Annotated in this window: 16 protein-coding genes; 11 read left to right on the plus strand and 5 right to left on the minus strand. The window is 55.2% G+C overall.

The window, feature by feature from the left end:
* Positions 1 to 47 precede the first annotated feature (47 nt).
* The 8 genes from DB48_RS06770 (at position 48) to DB48_RS06805 (ending at position 8,114) form a co-directional block, all read left to right on the plus strand.
* Positions 48 to 932, plus strand: coding sequence for an SDR family oxidoreductase (locus DB48_RS06770; protein ID WP_041509499.1), 885 nt, complete (start codon positions 48 to 50; stop codon positions 930 to 932).
* A gap of 81 nt (positions 933 to 1,013) precedes the next feature.
* Entirely contained in the window at positions 1,014 to 1,646 is a 633-nt protein-coding gene (locus DB48_RS06775) for a thiol:disulfide interchange protein DsbA/DsbL (RefSeq protein WP_041509500.1), read from the plus strand.
* A gap of 288 nt (positions 1,647 to 1,934) precedes the next feature.
* Positions 1,935 to 2,201 carry a DUF4212 domain-containing protein gene (locus DB48_RS06780; protein ID WP_041509501.1) on the plus strand — a complete coding sequence of 89 codons (267 nt, stop codon included), beginning with the start codon at positions 1,935 to 1,937 and terminating at the stop codon, positions 2,199 to 2,201.
* 11 nt (positions 2,202 to 2,212) lie between these two features.
* Positions 2,213 to 3,931 (plus strand): sodium:solute symporter family protein, encoded by a 1,719-nt coding sequence (locus DB48_RS06785; protein WP_041509502.1) that lies wholly within the window; start codon positions 2,213 to 2,215, stop codon positions 3,929 to 3,931.
* Between the two features lie 151 nt (positions 3,932 to 4,082).
* Positions 4,083 to 4,703 carry a class I SAM-dependent methyltransferase gene (locus DB48_RS06790; RefSeq protein ID WP_041509503.1) on the plus strand — a complete coding sequence of 207 codons (621 nt, stop codon included), beginning with the start codon at positions 4,083 to 4,085 and terminating at the stop codon, positions 4,701 to 4,703.
* 132 nt (positions 4,704 to 4,835) lie between these two features.
* Positions 4,836 to 6,683: a DUF294 nucleotidyltransferase-like domain-containing protein gene (locus tag DB48_RS06795; RefSeq protein WP_041509504.1), complete on the plus strand. Its 1,848-nt coding sequence runs from the start codon at positions 4,836 to 4,838 to the stop codon at positions 6,681 to 6,683.
* A gap of 48 nt (positions 6,684 to 6,731) precedes the next feature.
* Entirely contained in the window at positions 6,732 to 7,364 is a 633-nt protein-coding gene (locus tag DB48_RS06800) for an exonuclease domain-containing protein (protein WP_052813693.1), read from the plus strand.
* A gap of 144 nt (positions 7,365 to 7,508) precedes the next feature.
* A complete protein-coding gene (locus tag DB48_RS06805) occupies positions 7,509 to 8,114 on the plus strand; it encodes a lecithin retinol acyltransferase family protein (RefSeq protein WP_041509505.1) in 606 nt (201 codons plus the stop codon).
* A 179-nt stretch (positions 8,115 to 8,293) separates the two neighbouring features.
* On the opposite strand, the gene DB48_RS06810 is transcribed toward DB48_RS06805, so the two are convergent.
* The 5 genes from DB48_RS06810 to dapA all read right to left on the minus strand — a co-directional run bounded on the left by DB48_RS06810 (position 8,294) and on the right by dapA (position 13,778).
* Complete coding sequence (locus tag DB48_RS06810) at positions 8,294 to 9,361, minus strand: ketoacyl-ACP synthase III (protein ID WP_041509506.1); 1,068 nt, start codon at positions 9,359 to 9,361, stop codon at positions 8,294 to 8,296.
* Between the two features lie 99 nt (positions 9,362 to 9,460).
* The gene (locus tag DB48_RS06815) at positions 9,461 to 10,132 is read right to left on the minus strand and encodes a GntR family transcriptional regulator (protein ID WP_041509507.1); all 672 of its coding nucleotides are present in this window, start codon (positions 10,130 to 10,132) and stop codon (positions 9,461 to 9,463) included.
* A gap of 106 nt (positions 10,133 to 10,238) precedes the next feature.
* A complete protein-coding gene (locus tag DB48_RS06820; protein WP_041509508.1) occupies positions 10,239 to 11,804 on the minus strand; it encodes an aldehyde dehydrogenase (NADP(+)) in 1,566 nt (521 codons plus the stop codon).
* A 36-nt stretch (positions 11,805 to 11,840) separates the two neighbouring features.
* Positions 11,841 to 12,842: a 4-hydroxyproline epimerase gene (locus DB48_RS06825; protein ID WP_041509509.1), complete on the minus strand. Its 1,002-nt coding sequence runs from the start codon at positions 12,840 to 12,842 to the stop codon at positions 11,841 to 11,843.
* A 21-nt stretch (positions 12,843 to 12,863) separates the two neighbouring features.
* Positions 12,864 to 13,778 (minus strand): 4-hydroxy-tetrahydrodipicolinate synthase, encoded by a 915-nt coding sequence (gene dapA / locus DB48_RS06830; RefSeq protein WP_041509510.1) that lies wholly within the window; start codon positions 13,776 to 13,778, stop codon positions 12,864 to 12,866.
* 205 nt (positions 13,779 to 13,983) lie between these two features.
* On the opposite strand from dapA, the gene DB48_RS06835 reads away from it, so the two are divergent.
* From DB48_RS06835 to DB48_RS06845, 3 genes are all read left to right on the plus strand, one after another.
* Entirely contained in the window at positions 13,984 to 15,024 is a 1,041-nt protein-coding gene (locus DB48_RS06835) for a proline racemase family protein (protein ID WP_041509511.1), read from the plus strand.
* A 17-nt stretch (positions 15,025 to 15,041) separates the two neighbouring features.
* Positions 15,042 to 16,334: an NAD(P)/FAD-dependent oxidoreductase gene (locus DB48_RS06840; protein ID WP_052813694.1), complete on the plus strand. Its 1,293-nt coding sequence runs from the start codon at positions 15,042 to 15,044 to the stop codon at positions 16,332 to 16,334.
* Positions 16,335 to 16,433: 99 nt separating this feature from the next.
* Positions 16,434 to 17,024 (plus strand): uracil-DNA glycosylase family protein, encoded by a 591-nt coding sequence (locus tag DB48_RS06845; protein WP_041509512.1) that lies wholly within the window; start codon positions 16,434 to 16,436, stop codon positions 17,022 to 17,024.
* Positions 17,025 to 17,245: the final 221 nt, after the last annotated feature.

Consider the following 17,245-nt stretch of genomic DNA (forward strand, 5'->3'; position numbering starts at 1 on the left):
CCCCTTGCGTTATTTTAGAGTCCTGGTTTCAAGCTAAAGAATTCAAGATGATAACATCTGTTGCCGTCGTCGGCTGCGGCTGGTTTGGTTTGCCTCTCGCCAAGGCATTAGTGGCCGAAGGCTTTAAGGTCACAGGTTCGAAACGGGCCCAAGAGGATGCGAAGGCCCTATCTGCCGATGGGATTGCCGGCTTTGCGCTGGATCTCGAGCAATTAAGTGATAGTGACCCCCTCAGTGATAAAGACTGTCAAGCGATAACCCGTGGCCTCGAGTGCGATGCCATAGTGATCAACATTCCTCCCGGGCTGCGTCGTGGCGATAATGGTTATCTCAAGCGTCTAGAGCGCCTCAAGGCCCTAATGGGGAGCCATAGCTACCAGCGCATTATCTTCATCAGCACCACAGGCGTCTATCCTTCTGGTAGTGATTGCACCGAGCGCGATGCCAAGGCCCATAGCCCGGCGAGTGAGACTCTGCTGGCGGCCGAAGCGCTTTTTTCGGCAGATGAGGCACTCTTGTTGGCAGATAACAGTGTTGGCGGCAAGCAAGCTGCGAGGGACTGCGTCGTCCTGCGTTTTGCCGGGCTTATCGGTCCCAAGCGGCATCCGGGGCGTTTCCTGGCGGGAAGAGAAGGTGTCTCCGGTGGTAACCTGGCGGTGAATCTGGTGCATCTCGATGACTGCATAGGCGCCGTAGTTGCGCTGCTTAAAGCACAGGGGCCTTTATCGCCAGCCTATAACCTCTGCGCGCCACTGCATCCCAGCAAGGCGGAATTTTATCGATTGGCGGCGACTCAGTTGGGACTCACGCCTCCAAGCTTTGTCGAGGGTGACCCGGTTGACGATAAGCGCGTCGATGGAGGCCTTATCACCCAGGAGCTAAACTATCAGTATCAGTTTACGGATCCCTTGGCCATGTTGGCGCATTGCTAATGCCTAACCGAATCTAAATTAGGCCTAAGCTTTGATGAGCCAGAGGAAGAAACATTTTTTCAATAATAAGAAGAGTTGGTTATGAAAAGAGTCATGAATCTATGTCGTTATATAAGCCTGTTGTTCGTCGCCCTGGCAGCGTTTCAGGTGAGTGCCCAGACTAAGTATGTCGAGGGGGTCGATTATGTGAAGGTGGCGGGGATCCCCGAGGTGAACCAGCCTGTGGTGCGTGAGTTCTTCTCCTACAACTGCCCCCACTGTTATCGCCAGGATGGCTTGATCAGTTCGGCCGTGGCCAAGTTAAAGGCGGAGATGGGGGATAAGCTGGCATTTGAGCGCACGCCGGTGGCGGGCGGCCGCGCGGCCTGGCAGCTGAGCCAGGAGGCCTATTATCTGGCGAAGAAGTTTCATGTCACCGAGCAGGCCCATGGCAATCTGTTTAAGCGGATCCATGAGGGCGATGGCGCCTTTAAGCGCCAGGAAGAACTGAGTCAGTTCTTCGTCGAGCAAGGTCTGCCAAAGACTGAGATAGATAAGGCGCTGGCATCAGTGGATAACAAGTTAGCCATTGCCGATTACGATACCCAGGCGCAGCTATCAGGGATCCGTGGCGTGCCTTCTTTGCTGGTAAACGGCAAATATCTGGTGAGCAATAAGCAGCGCAGTGCAGAGGAGCTGGCGGACCTGCTCGCCTACCTATCGACGCTGGAATAGGGCGTTTTTGCCTCCGGGTAGGAAAGCTCCTTCAATCCCTCAAGCCGCCTCCTGGCGGCTTTTTTGTACATTCCGTTAACATTTCTGTTCGACCTTAGTCTAGTTTGCAAGCCTATGAAAATTATAGGCTTACGCTGGCGTCAACTTCGATCTCCTTGTTTTGTAAAGAAAATGTGCAAATTCGCCTAAAGGTTGACGCTGGCGTTAGACCAAAGTCGCGATTGTCCTAAAGACTGCGCTTGCTAGATTAATTCATGACTTAATAATAATCAGCACAGGGGAGTCGCAATGGCTTTTGAAAATAACGAAAAGGCAGAAGGTTACTGGCGTGAAAATTTACGCCTAGTGCTCGGACTGCTATCAATTTGGGCTGCAGTGTCATTTGGCTGCGGTATTTTACTGGTCGATGTACTCAATGAGATCCATTTCATGGGCTTTAAGCTAGGCTTCTGGTTTGCACAGCAGGGGGCCATGTATGTATTCGTTGCACTGATTTTTGTCTACGTGGCGAAAGCCAATGCGCTGGACAAAAAATACAATGTTCATGAAGACTAAGGAGCAATGAGATGGATGTTCAAACGTTAACTTATTTGATAGTGGGCCTGACCTTTGCCCTCTATATTGGCATTGCGATCTGGTCTCGCGCCGGTTCAACGAAAGAGTTCTATGTTGCCGGTGGTGGTGTACACCCTGTGATGAACGGTATGGCCACCGCGGCTGACTGGATGTCGGCAGCCTCTTTCATCTCCCTGGCGGGTATCGTCTCCTTCGTTGGTTACGACGGTTCCGTTTACCTGATGGGCTGGACCGGGGGCTATGTGCTCTTGGCGCTCTGTATGGCACCTTACCTACGTAAGTTTGGCAAGTTTACCGTGCCCGACTTTATCGGCGATCGTTACTACTCTCAGGCAGCCCGTACCGTTGCGGTGGTCTGTGCCATCTTCATCTGTTTCACCTACATTGCCGGTCAGATGCGTGGTGTGGGAGTGGTATTCTCGCGCTTCTTGGAAGTGGACGTCGATACCGGTGTTTATATCGGTATGGCCGTGGTCTTCTTCTACGCCGTACTCGGCGGCATGAAAGGGATCACCTATACCCAGGTGGCTCAGTACTGCGTATTGATCTTCGCCTTCATGGTTCCGGCTATCTTCATCTCTGTGATGATGACGGGTCATATCCTACCTCAGCTAGGTTTTGGTGCCGAGTTGGTCGACGCGGCTGGCAACGGTACAGGCACATATCTGCTTGAAAAACTTGATGGTCTGTCGGCTCAGCTTGGTTTCTCTCAGTACACTGAGGGCTCTAAGGGAATGATCGACGTCTTCTTTATCACGGGCGCACTGATGTTTGGTACTGCGGGTCTGCCACACGTGATCGTTCGCTTCTTCACCGTACCTAAGGTGAAAGATGCGCGCGTGTCAGCGGGTTGGGCATTGGTGTTTATCGCCATCATGTATACCACCATTCCTGCGCTGGCCGCCTTCTCTCGTGTGAACATGATTGAAACCATCAACGGTCCTGAGTCTACAGGTGTGGCCTATGAAACGGCGCCAGACTGGATCAAGAACTGGGAAAAGACAGGTCTTATCAAGTGGGACGACAAGAACAGTGATGGCAAGATCTACTATGCCAAGGGTGAAACCAACGAGATGAAGATCGACCGCGACATCATGGTACTGGCAACCCCTGAGATCGCCAATCTTCCAGCCTGGGTTATCGCCTTGGTGGCGGCCGGTGGTCTGGCGGCGGCGCTGTCAACTTCTGCGGGTCTGCTGCTGGTGATCTCGACGTCGGTTTCACACGATCTGTTGAAGAAGAACTTCATGCCGGATATCTCGGACAAACAGGAGCTGCTCTATGCCCGTATCGCCGCGGCGCTGGGCATCGTCATGGCGGGTTACTTCGGTATTAACCCTCCAGGATTCGTGGCAGCCGTGGTGGCAATCGCCTTCGGCTTGGCGGCATCGTCACTCTTCCCGGCGATCATCATGGGCATCTTCTCTCGCACCATGAATAAAGAGGGCGCCATCGCCGGTATGGTGAGCGGTCTGCTGTTCTCGGCCAGCTACATCATCTACTTCAAGTTTGTGAACCCAGCCGATAACAACGCGGCCAACTGGTTGTTTGGTATCTCTCCTGAAGGTATCGGCATGCTGGGCATGATAATCAACTTCGGTGTGGCCTTCATCGTCAGCAAGGTGACCGCAGCAGTACCACAGAATGTCGTAGATATGGTGGAGTCTATCCGCTTCCCTAAGGGAGCCGGCGAGGCCCACGACCATTAATCGATGGAATGATTAGCGACTAGTCGCTAAGAGTATCGACTCAGGGAGCGCAGTGCGCTCCCTTTTTTTATTTTATATCTAATTGATTCAGCGAGTGCTTATCTGGCAGTCTCTGTGAAAGGATGATTAACTAAGATGAGCGGGAGTCGGTGTGAGTAACTATCAAATCTCTGTGGCGACATTCAATAAGCTGGCGCGCCAGTATCAGGACAAGTATATGCAGATGCCGCTTTATGAGCCCACCTATGATCAGTTTAGCGAGCTACTCGGTGAGCGGGATAGGGTATTGGAGCTGGCCTGCGGACCGGGTAACATCGCCCGCTATCTGTTGGCGCGTCGTCCTCAGCTCGATTACTTAGGCACAGACCTAGCCCCTCAGATGGTGAGTCTGGCAAGGGAGAATAACCCAAACGCGCAGTTTGAGGTGATGGACTGCCTGGCTATCGATCGCTTACCCCAGATGTTTGATGCCATAGTGTGCGGATTTTGCTTGCCTTACCTAGACAAACAAGAGGCGAAGGCCTTGATCGAGGCGATGGCAAAGCGGCTTAAGCCTGGTGGTCTGCTCTATTTGAGCACCATGGAGGGCGACTATGACGACTCGGCGATGCAGACCTCCAGCAGCGGCGATCAGGCCTTTATCTATTATCACTGCGGCGAGCGACTCACCCGTATCTTAAATACGGCCGGATTTGAGCTGCAAAGCTGTCACCGCCAGGACTATCCAGAGCGCGGGGATGTGGACCTCTTTATCATCGCCAGGCGTCGTTAAGCCCTTGGCTGGCCTTTAGTCGTATAGCAAGAGTTTGTTTGTTAAGGCTATAGTGAATAAAACGGCTGCTGTCTGGCAAGGCTCTAGGATGAGTCTTGAGGGCGAGACGCCGACCCTAGCTAGAGAGAGATTATGGACGCGAGCGAACTGCAACCTATTACCCAATTTTTAGGCCAGCTGACGCCGTTTGACAGCTTATCCGAGAAGACCCTGGAGCGATGCTGCCGCGCGCTGAGCGTCGGCTATTACAGTCGCTCCTCTGTCTATGTCCCGTTGGATGCCGACAATCCCCAGCTCTATATCGTCCGCAGCGGAGCCTTTGAGGTGCGCGGTGAAGATGGCGATCTCATTGACCGTCTCGGTGATGGTGATTTCTTCGGTTTTCCCTCGCTGCTCTCCGGTGAGATGGTGAGTAACCGGGTGCAGATCCTCGAAGATGGCCTGGTGTACCACTTGGACCCGGAAACCTTTAATCAACTGAGAAGCGAGAGCCGCGAGTTCGACCGCTTCTTCAACCGCGCCTTTGCCAAACGTCTGCGGCATCAGGGGCGCTTCAAGGCCAAGGAACTTGGCTCGACCAACAGGGTCAGCAGCCTGATGTCCAAGCAGCCCCTGTGTCTGGATATTAACGCCAGTGTCAGCGACGCCGCCCGCCTGATGCGGGATAACAGGGTCTCTTCAGTGCTCATTATCGATAACCATAAGTTGGCCGGAATTTTGACCGACAGGGATCTGCGCAATCGCGTGCTGGCAGAGTCTCTCGATGGCAGCCTGCCTGTGCATCAGGCGATGACGGTGAATCCGACCACTCTGAGTGCCAATGCCCTGGTATTTGAGGCCATGTTATTGATGAGCCAGCACAATATTCATCATCTGCCTATCATGGATGAGGGCAAGCCAAGCGGAGTGATCACCAGCACAGATATCTTGCGCGGGCAGAGCTCGCAGCCCTTGCTGCTGATTGGCGAAATAGAGCGTCAGCAGGATCTCGAGAGTCTCATCCATGTCTCCAAGCAGATCCCGCTCTTGCTGCAAAATCTGATCAGCGCCGACGCCAGGGCCGAAGAGATAGGCCGGGTTCTGACCTCGGTAACCGATGCCTTGACCCGTCGCCTTATTGTGCTCAATCAGCAGATCCTCGGTCAGGCCCCCATGCCATTTTGCTGGCTGGCGTTTGGATCTCAGGGGCGCCAGGATCAGGCGGCCTGCTCGGATCAGGACAATGGCCTGCTACTGGCCCATGAGATGGATGAGCATGCCCAGGGCTATTTCGAGGCGCTGACCAAGGCGGTCTGCGCCGGGCTGGATCGCTGCGGCTATGTCTACTGCCCAGGGGACATCATGGCGCAGAACCCTAAGTGGCGGCTTACCCTGGAACAGTGGCAGCAAAAGTTTGCCAACTGGGTCGAGCATCCCGAGCCCAAGGCCTTGATGCATGCCAGCATCTTCTTCGATATGCGCTGCGTCTATGGGCCGTCGAGCCTGTTCGAGGGACTGCAGTCTCAGGTGCTGGAATCCACCAAGGATAACGACATCTTCCTCGCGGGCATGGCGGGTAACGCATTGCAGGTGTCGCCGCCGCTGGGCTTCTTCAAGAAGTTTGTCCTGGAGCGCGACGGTCAGGAGGTGAAGGGGATAGATCTCAAGCATAAGGGCAGTGCCCTCATCAATGACATCGCCAGAATCTACGCCCTGTCGGCAGGGATCTGTGAGGTCAATACCGCCAAACGCATCCGTCTCTTGATGGAGCAGAACATCATCAATCGCAAAGATGCCCTGAATCTCGCCGACGCGCACGAGTTTATCGCCCACATGCGCCTGTCAAACCAGGGCTTTCAATATACCCATAATCAGCCCCTCACGAACTATTTGATGCCACAACAGCTCTCTTCCCTGGTGCGTCATCAGCTGCGCGACGCCTTCAAGGTGGTACATGACGCGCAGGCGGGCTTAAAGCTTAAATTTACCCGGAGTTTCTAGGTGCTAGCAGGCCTTAAGATCAGATCACAGCTCTGTTGGCGAGCCCTGATGGCAAAAGATGCCATGCTCAAGGGCTATCTGCAGTCGTTGATGCCGGTTATTGATGAGTCTTTCGTGGAGGCTGAGCTGCTGGCCATCGATCTCGAGATGACGGGGCTCGATGCCAACTTCGATCAGATCTTGAGTATCGGCGTGGTGCCTATTCGTCGGGGGCAGCTTATTCTGAGCGAGGCACAGCACAAGCTGGTGCAGATAGAGGGCAGCGTGGGACAAAGCGCCACCATACATGGCATCTTAGATGCGCATCTGGATGCGGCATTGACGCCCGAGCAGGCGATGGCCTGGTTTCTAACTGTGAGCCAAGGCAAGATATTGGTGGCCCATCACGCGCCGCTGGATCTCGCCTTTCTAAAATCGGGGCTGCAGGCCTCTCTAGGGGAGAAGACACGCCTGCTTGCCATAGATACCCTGCAGCTTGAGAAGCGGCGCCTGCTCAGACAACACGAGCATCTGCAAGAGGGGAGTCTGCGTCTCGGTCGTAGCCGCGCCCGCTATGGTTTGCCCGTGTATGCGGCCCATAATGCGCTCATCGATGCGCTCGCCTGTGGTGAGCTCTTGCTGGCGCAGGTGGCGGCGATGGGCGGTGCCAATAAGGTGAAGATTGCCGAGCTGCTGCCTTAATCTCGTGTGCCAAGAATATACTTGGTTACATTTTGCGCCTTTATCTTTGGCTAGTTTTCGCCATTATCTCAATAGAGACAGTATGTTGGATGTTTAGCATTTTAGGCGTCCGACAAGGGGTGAGCTAAGGTTGAGAGGATTATCATGGCGCTTCCTTTACTCTGGCTCGGTGGGGCCGCCCTGGGGGCAGCCTTTATCGCCGATGCCAAGCAGAAACAAAAGCAGTTAACCTTAGACAGGCGACTTGGCCGTGCGCCTAAGGCGGCCGATGATAAACGGGTGAGTCCGCTATCGCCCAGCGTATTGCATCTTGGTGAGGTCAAGGTGGCGCCTAAGCCTGGCGCCCTGGTGTGCTGCTTCGTCTTCGGGGTCATTGAGCATACCGGGATCTGGCTCGGTGATGACACCCTGCTAGAGCTTCACGGCAGCGGGCTTATTCGGCCTGTGTCATCGAGACGTTTTCTCGCCGGACGCACGGGCAGTCGTATCTTCGTCGTCTGTGACCATCAGCATAGGCCATTAATCGGTGAATCTGTGCTGGCGAGGGCGCAGCAGACCCTCTATCAGTATCGCGACTATGATCTCTTCGATAATAACTGTCACCGTTTCGTCTGGTCGTGTCTCACCGGCGAGGAGCTGAGCATCTCGAGTTTCGACAAGTTTAACCGTCTGCTGTCTCGCCATTTTGCCCAGGCCATCTATTGGGATGAGGCGGCTATTCCTAAGCTTGAACGGTCAGAGCTTGATTGAGATGGGTCAGCTTAAGAAGCTTGATTAAGCCAGCGGTGAGTGAGCCAGAAGAGTGAGCCTGGGCTGATTAAGCTAGGGGCAGTGCCCAGGGCCGATTGCGTTAGGCCAATGGAAATTCTTAAACCTTTGGACAAAAAAATGCCGACATCATGTCGGCATTTTTTATGTCTGTTTAGCGATTACTCGCCGCAGAAGTATTTTACGGCGCGCTCTACCAGCTCGATACCGGTTTTATCGCAAGGTGGTAGCTCGGCATCAGACTCGCTGATTGGCGTGACGCGCTCGCCCCACTTGAACAGCACTGCCGCAGAGGTCAGGCCGGCACCGAAGGCGCAAGAGAGTATGGTCTGATTTGGCTTGATCAGTCCCTTCTCCAGCGCATCGCAGATGGCGATAGGAATCGTGGCCGCAGAGGTGTTGCCGTAGTTGGCGATGTTGACCACAGCCTTTTCTTTCGGGATCTTCATGCGGTTGATCAGGGTATCGATAATGCGCTCGTTGGCCTGATGCGGGATCACCAGATCGACGTCATCCTTATCGACACCGCACTTCTCCAGCACTGTGTTGCTGAGTTTGCCCATACCTGCGATGGCACGCTTGAAGATCTCTTGACCGTTGAACTCGATATAGAAATCCAGCGATGCGGCGTTGAATCTGTCCATGGCGGTACCAAAGCCCGCCTTGAGGATATCACGACCGGCAGGATCGTTGTTGAGCTCATAGCCCAACACGCCGCCAGGCTGGTCTGTGGCTTCGACAACCACGGCGCCCGCGCCGTCACCGAAAAGTACGGCAGTTTCACGACGTGACCAGTCTAGGTAGAAGGAGAGACGCTCGGCACCGATCACCAAGACTTTCTTCGACTGACCGCTCTTGATCTGCGAGCTGGCCAGACCCAGGCCGTAGAGAAAACCACTACAGGCGGCGTTGATATCGAACGCGCCGCAGCTGGCACCTATGTTGGCCTGCACGGTAGAGGCGATGTTGGGGATCAGCGTATCTGGGCTGGCGGTGGCCAGAATGATAAGATCTATCTCTTCGCCCTTGATGCCGGCAGCGGCCAGTGCGCGCTGGGCGGCGACGGTTGCCAGTTCAGAGGTGTCGACATGACTGATGTGTCGCTGACTGATCCCAGTACGCGGCTTAATCCATTCATCGGAAGTATCGATAAAGGTGGCAAGATCATGGTTGGTAAGCGTTGCGGGGGGAACACATTTTCCCCAGCCGGTAATGGTGGCGTACTGCATCTGAATATTCTCTCAAAAATAAAAAGGCAGAGTACATCAGCTCTGCCTTATCAAACTAATCTAATAAGCCTAGCAATAAGTCAAGCAAGCTACAGTGATTTAGCTCACCTGTTGGGCAACCAGCTCACGTATGGCGTTGGCTGCATGTAATATATGGTCTCTCAGTAGCGTGACGGCCTTGTCGATCTCTTGATTGCGACAATAGGTCAGCAAGTCTCTGTGGTCTTGCGCCGCTCTGGGAATGCCGCCAGCCAGCAGCAGCTGTAGACGAATGTAGCGATCACAGTTGGTATTTAGACCGTGTACCACTTCCATGGTATGAGGACGATTGGCCGCCTGATAAAGGCAGGAATGGAACTTGGTATTGAGTTCGCTCCAGCTGCTCACGGCGTCTTCCTTTTGGAAGGCTGCCTCCAGTTCATCCAGGTAACCCTGAGCCTGTGCCAGCATCTCCTCATCGAGATTCGGGATCGCCTTGGCAAGCAGATCGGTTTCGATAAGGGCTCTTAACTCAAACAGCTCGGAAACCTGATCGACCGACAATTCGGTGGCAGTAGCGCCCTTGTGGGCTTCAAACTTTACGAGTCCTTCGGCTTCGAGTTGCAGCAGGGCTTCTCTGACCGGGATACGACTGACGTTCAGTGCCTCGGCTAAGGCGCTCTGGCGTAAAGGTTCGCCGGCGGCAATTTCGCCTGAAAGGATTTTCTCTCTTAAGACTTCCACCACGACCTGGGTGCGCGTTTTATGAACGATTGGAGTTGTTCGGCTCATAGTTCCCGTAATGTCTTTTCGTTATTATATGTGATCCGCATAAGATTACCGCTTATAGCACTATAAATAAAGGGAAACCGTGGTTTCCCTTTATTTAATATGCCTGTTAGAAGCGCTTTAGGAGTGTTTGATCGTCTCTTAGTGCGTCGGGCAACAATGCCGCGGGCATGTTCTGATAGCAGATGGGTCGCATCCAGCGGTGAATTGCCATGCTGCCCACCGAGGTGCTTCGGCTATCGGTGCTGGCCGGGTAGGGGCCACCATGGTTCATCGAGTGGCACACCTCGACGCCCGTGGGCATCTGGTTGAAGATGAGCCGACCGACGCGATGGCTGATGGCATCGACCAGGCTATGGACCTGGGCCCAGTCGTTGTCGTTCCCATGAAGTGTGGCGGTAAGCTGCCCGTCGAGCTGTTCGGCAACGGCTTGCATCTGGTGCGCATCCTCACACTCGACCACTAAGGCGAAAGGCCCAAAGACCTCCTGCTGCAGGCTGTCGTCGGCGAGATACACGTCTGCATCAAGCTTAACCGCAGCCGGGCGGGTATGATGGCTGGCTTCGGCCGCCTTGCCTTGGGCGAGTAGGGTAAGCGCTGGGCGGGCCAGTAGCGCCTCCGTCTGCTGCTGGTAGGTCTTAGCGATACCTGGTGTCAGCATGGCACTGGCGCCTTGCTCCGCCAGGGTCTGGCTGAGCCTGTCACAGTAGCGGGTTAGGGCCTCGCCCTTGATGGCGACTATCACCCCAGGGCTGGTGCAGAACTGGCCGTGGCCCATCATCATAGATTGTACCTGGGTTTCGGCAAGTGTCTCGGCTTGAGCCTCGAGTATGCCGGGAAGCAGAAACTGTGGGTTGGTGGAGCCTAGCTCGCCGTAGAAGGGGATAGGCTCTGGGCGCGCGGCGCAGCGATCGGCCAGGATACGACCAACCTTAAGCGAGCCGGTAAAGCCGACCGCCTTAATCGCTGGCGCATCAACCAGAAGGGTTGAGACCTCAGGCGTATGGCCCTGCAGCAGGCCAAATACCCCGGCGGGCATGTCACAGGCCTTGATGGCCTTGTCTATCGCCCGGGTCACCAGCTCGGTGGTGGCGGGATGTGCTGGGTGACCCTTGACGATCACCGGACAACCGGCGGCCAGGGCCGAGGCGGTATCGCCTCCTGCGGTAGAAAACGCCAGCGGGAAGTTTGACGCGCCAAAGACGGCGATCGGCCCCAGGGCGACCCGCCCAAGTCGGGTATCGGCCTTTGGCAATGGCTGACGTTCGGGCTGTGCCATGTCGGCAATCGATTGCTCGATAGGATTAAGTAGGTTCTGGGCAAACAGGCGCAGCTGGCCGCAGGTACGCCCGGTTTCCCCTTGCAGTCTGGCCAGCGGCAGGCCGGTCTCAAGGTGAGCCGCCTCGATAATCGCCTCACGATCGGCCTCTATATTGTCGGCAATTGCATTGAGAAAGGCGGCGCGGTCGTTATCACTCTTGTTACGATAGCTACTAAAGGCCTGCTTAGCCGCCTGTGTCGCCTGCTCGACCTGCCGCTTACTCGCGCAGGCAAATGACCAATCGATAGGGCTATTGCTGACGGGGTTAAAGCTATTAAAGGCTGAGGATTCGCCCTGCCACTCACCATTAATGTAATGTTGGCCGGTTAATCTGTTGGTGATGCTTGATGTCATTTATCTTGTCCTTGCTATTGTCCTTATTGCTGGCCTTTAGATCACCTGAAAGCCGAAGGCGTAGGGGTCGTCATCGTCGACCGTGATGGCATTGTGGCCCGTGATCCGCGCCCACCCCTTGATGCTGGGCTTGATGGCATCGAATTCGCCTACCTTGGTGGCGGCCTCGATGCGACCGACAAACTGGCTGCCGATGATGCTCTCGTGCGTGTATTCATCGCCGACCTTTAGCTCGCCGCGGCTGTAGAGCTGTGCCAGGCGCGCGCTGGTGCCAGTGCCACATGGCGAGCGGTCAATCGCCTTGTCGCCATAGAAGACGGCATTGGCGCCATTGGAGCCCTGGCTGATGGTGTCACCTGTCCAGAGTACATGGGAGACGCCGTTGACCGTGGGATCGTCCGGGTGGATACAGCTAAGTTCCTTGTGGGCAATCTTGCGTACGATAGGGCTCCAGCGCAGTATGTCACCGGCGCTCCAGTGGCGCAGGCCGGGAAAGTTAGCTTGGGGGTCGACGATGGCGTAATAGTTACCGCCGTAGGAGACATCTATCTTCAGTGGGCCAAGGCCGGGAATGTCCAGCACCACATCTTTGTGCGCCAGATAGGCGGGCACGTTAAATATCTTGACCCAATCGACCTTGGCACCTGTCTGCTGATACTCGACCCGTATCTGACCGGCGGGGACGTCTATGGTGAGTTTCCCCGGGGTTTTGGGGGTTAACAGGCCCGATTCCAATGCCGCCGTGATGGTGCCTATGGTGCCGTGGCCACACATGGGCAGACAGCCGCTGGTTTCGATAAACAAGATGGCCGCATCGGCGTTGTCGCTACAGGGGGGATAGAGGAAGGCGCCAGACATCATGTCGTGGCCCCTGGGCTCAAACATCAGCGCCTTGCGGATCCAGTCATATTGCGCCAGGAAATGCTGGCGCTTCTCGCTCATAGTGCGGCCCTCGAGATCCGGATGGCCACTGGTGACCAAACGGACCGGGTTGCCGCAGGTATGAGCATCGACGCAAAAGAAGGTACCTTTTAACATCTATGCCATACTCCCCTGAAATTAGTTGAGGTTATATTTGTCGAGATCCAGGCGTGTCGCCAATGCCTCGGCCATCACTTTTTCCACATAGGCACGCTCTTCACCAATTAAGGTCATGCGAGGCAGGCGCACATTTTCGCTGCCGCGGCCGACGATCTGCTCGGCAAACTTGATGCACTGTACCAGTGTCGGAATCGTGTCCAGGCGAAGCAGTGGCATGAACCAGCGATAGATCTCACGGGCTTCCTCGATACGGCCGGCGCGGGCCAGTTTAAACAGAGTAACAGATTCTCTCGGGAAGACGTTGGTCAGGCCAGAGATCCAACCCGTGGCGCCCAACAAAATGCTCTCCAGGGCGATATCGTCGACGCCGCAAAGAATATTGAAACGATCGCCGAAGCGGCTCTGTAGTTCGGTGAGGCGGCGGGTATCTGTGGTCGATTCCTTGATGGCGACTATGTTTGGCTCTTCGGCCAGAATGGCGGTCATTTCAAGGTTGATGTCGACGCCATAACCCACAGGATTGTTGTAGATCATGATAGGCAACTTGGTCGAGCGCGCCACATGTTGGTAATGGGCGATCACCTCGCGGTCTGTGCCGCGGTAGATCATGGCGGGGAGTAGCATCAAGCCGTCGACGCCAAGCGCCTCGACATCTTGGGCATAGCTGGCTGCCTGCTGCGCCGTGTTCTCGGTGCAGCCAGACAGCACCAGAATACGGCCATTGACCGTCTCTACCGTGTGCTTGATAAATTCACGCTTCTCTTCGGCAGACAGGGAGGCATTTTCACCTATGGTGCCCAGGGCAATTACCCCGTCGATACCGTCACGAATGAGGTCTTCCAGCATTCTCGCGTTCGACTCATAGTTAATCGAACCGTCGTCATTAAATTGGGTAGAAATTGCTGGGAATACACCTTGCCAGTTTACTTTCATGTTCAGACCTCTATAGATATTGCCGTGCAACGCGCGCGGCTAAAAAAGTGATATCAAGTTTTGGCGTTTACCAAAAAGTTATAGTATATTGTATACAATTTTGAGGGGAAGAAAAGCCCCTTGGTGAGATTGCCGCTATTTATGTTTTTATCTCTCATCGGTAAATACTATATATTGCATACAAACGATAACAAAGGAAGTCTCAATGCGCCTATTAGATTTAAGTCCTAGCTTTCTGGAATCTTGTACCCGATTTAAGACCCTTGATGCCCACACCGAAGGCGAGCCGCTGCGTATCTTGCTTGAGGGCTATCCCGAGATCCCAGGTGACACTATCTTGGCCAAGCGTCGCTACCTCACGGCGCATCTGGATCATTATCGTAAACTCTTGATGCACGAACCCAGGGGGCATGCCGACATGTATGGCGCCATCATTACCGCGCCCATTACTCCAGGTGCCGATTTCGGCGTGTTGTTTCTGCATAACGAAGGCTATAGCAGCATGTGTGGTCATGGCATCTTGGCGTTAGTCACGGTCGCGGTGGAGACGGGCACCTTAGCGCTGGGCGATACGCCAAGGGAGATAAAGATAGATGCGCCGGCCGGGCTTATCCATGCCTGGGCCTGTCGCGATGGCGCGGGCGAGCTCAAGGTGAGCTTTCGTAATGTGCCCTCCTGGGCCGAGGCGCTCGATTGCCGCGTAACCGTCGACGGCATAGGCGAGGTGGACTACGACATCGGCTTTGGCGGCGCCTACTACGCCTATGTCGATGCCGATGCCTTGGGACTAAGCTGCGCGCCAGATAATGTGGCGCAGCTTATCGACTGGGGGCGGCGCATTAAGCATGCCGTGATGGCACAGCATCCTTTGGTGCATCCCTTGGAGGAAGATTTGGGTTTCCTTTACGGTACGATCTTTACCTCGAATAAAACCACCTCGACAGATGCGCATTCACGCCACGTGTGCGTCTTTGCCGATGGCGAGGTGGATCGCTCGCCCACTGGCACTGGGGTGGCCGGTCGTATCGCCTTGCTGCAGGCCAAAGGAGAAGTGGGCCTGGGCGATCGCTTAAAAATTGAGAGTATCGTCGATGGCGCCATGTCGGTCACGGCGCTGGACTTGGTTGATTTTCATGGTAAATCTTCGGTGATCCCTGAGGTGAGTGGACGCGCCTTTATCACAGGACGTCATGAGTTTATGCTAGATCCTAAGGATCAGTTTCAGCAGGGGTTTATGCTCAGATGACCAGCCAATCATTTCAAATGCCCGCGAAAGATTGCGATGGGGTATCGCGAGATGGCGTCGTCGACGAGGGCGTAGATGTCAGCGTGATAGGCGCAGGTGTTATCGGTCTCGCCAATGCTATCGCCTTGCAAAAGGCGGGTTTTAATGTGCGCCTTATCGATAAACAAGGCGTCGCCGCAGGCGCCTCATTTGGCAACGCGGGCCATTTCGCCACCGAACAGGTCTTTCCGCTGGCCGATCCGGCCATGCTGCCAAAGTTGCCCGGCATGTTGCTGGATCCTCTTGGGCCATTTCGTATTCAGCCGCGTTATTTTTTCAAGGCCTTGCCCTGGTTCATGCGTTTTCTAATTAATATGCTGCCTGCCAGGCGCGCCCATAACTCGGCGGCCATCAAGGCGTTGAACCAGGTCAGCATAGGGGCCTGGCAGCAGCTGGTGGACGAGTGTGGTTGCCCAGAACTGCTCAAGTTGGCGGGGAGCCTGTTGGTGTTTGAGCAGACGCCATTGAGTCAAGTTGAGCGGGTGTACCAAGGCTATCGTGATGCCGGGGTGGCGGTTAAGCTACTCAGCGGTGACGAGGTGAGGGCACTGGAGCCTGATCTTAGTGCTGAGATCACTCATGGCCTGTGGTTTACCGAGGTTGGACATACACCGGATCCCGCGCTGCTTTGTGAGCGCCTGGCCGCGCGCTTCATCGCGCTTGGCGGTCAATTAGTCATCGGAGAGGTGCAGGACGTGGCGGTGGTGGATAAAGGAGTCCGATTGGCTACTGCGGCCGGCAAGACTTTATCCAGCGATAAGCTGCTACTCAGCGCCGGCGCCTGGTCTAAACCCCTGGCTCGCCAGCTTGGCTTTAAGGTACCGCTGGAAACCGAGCGCGGCTATCATTTGATGATGCCCCAGCAGAGCCGTTTACAGCGTCCGGTGGCGTCGTTCGAGCGTAAGTTCATCATCACGCCTATGCGCCGGGGAACCTGTTTAGCCGGTACAGTCGAGTTTGGTGGGCTCAAGGCGCCCCTGGTCGATGCCAGGGCCGATTGTTTGCTGCCCCATGCCAAGGCACTGCTGCCCTATGTGTTGGCGGGAGCGGAAATCGCCCAAGGTGAGCGCTGGATGGGCTTTAGACCATCCTTGCCCGATTCTCTACCCGTGCTGGGCGCCTCGCCCAAGAGTGACAGGGTATTCTTTGCCTTTGGCCACCAACATTTGGGCCTAACTTGGGCCGCCTTTAGCGCATCGCTCGTTGCCAACACGATAAAAGGGGAGCGCATCGGCGTGGATATGACCCCTTATCGTATCGATAGATTTTAAGTGGCAGATGTTGGGTGTAAAAACAGCGTCTAGCGGAAGAGTCGCCCGGCTTGGGTATTCGGCCTTATACTGAGCAGGTGAATGTGAGTCGGAGCCGGAATGGAAACCTTAGATCAACTGCTTAAACGTATTGCCCGTTGTCAGATCTGCCAGCCGCACCTTAGCCACAAGGTGCGGCCTGTCTTGCAGGCGGCATCGGACGCCAGGGTGCTGATTGTTGGTCAAGCGCCGGGTACCAGGGCAGCAGCCAGCGGGCTTCCCTTCGACGATGCCAGCGGTGACAGACTCAGGGACTGGCTCGGCGTGAGCCGGACGCAGTTTTACGATCCTAAGCTATTTGCCATTGTTCCTATGGGGTTTTGTTATCCGGGTAAGGGGAGTTCAGGGGATCTGCCGCCCAGGGCCGAATGCGCGCCAGCATGGCGTGAGCAATTATTGGCGCACCTTAGGGATATTCGCCTCACCTTGGTGATAGGCCAATATGCCCAGGCCTATCATTTCGGCAAAGCAAGTGGCGGCGTAACCGCCTGCGTATACGGCTGGCAGCACCATGGGGCCGACATCATGCCACTGCCTCATCCCAGCCCGCGCAATAACCTCTGGCTTAGGCGCAACCCTTGGTTTGAGGAAGAGTTACTGCCGGTACTCAAGGCGCGGGTAGCCGGCGCTATCTCAACTGAGACGCGGTAAACATTTAAGCGACGAGGCTACTCGCGACGAGCTTGTTAACGACGTGCCTGTTAGCGACATGCTTACTGGCGACGTGCTTATTAGTAACCTGCCTATTAGTAACCTGCCTTGGTCATATTAAGCGTCTACATTTGTGAGGCTTTATACTGGTATGGGGGTGACTGCCACTCTAACGTGAGCCGAGCAGCAGTCTTTTGCCGAAGAATGATGAGTTGATAGCA

Source organism: Shewanella sp. cp20 (assembly GCF_000832025.1).
Taxonomy (GTDB): Bacteria; Pseudomonadota; Gammaproteobacteria; order Enterobacterales; family Shewanellaceae; genus Shewanella.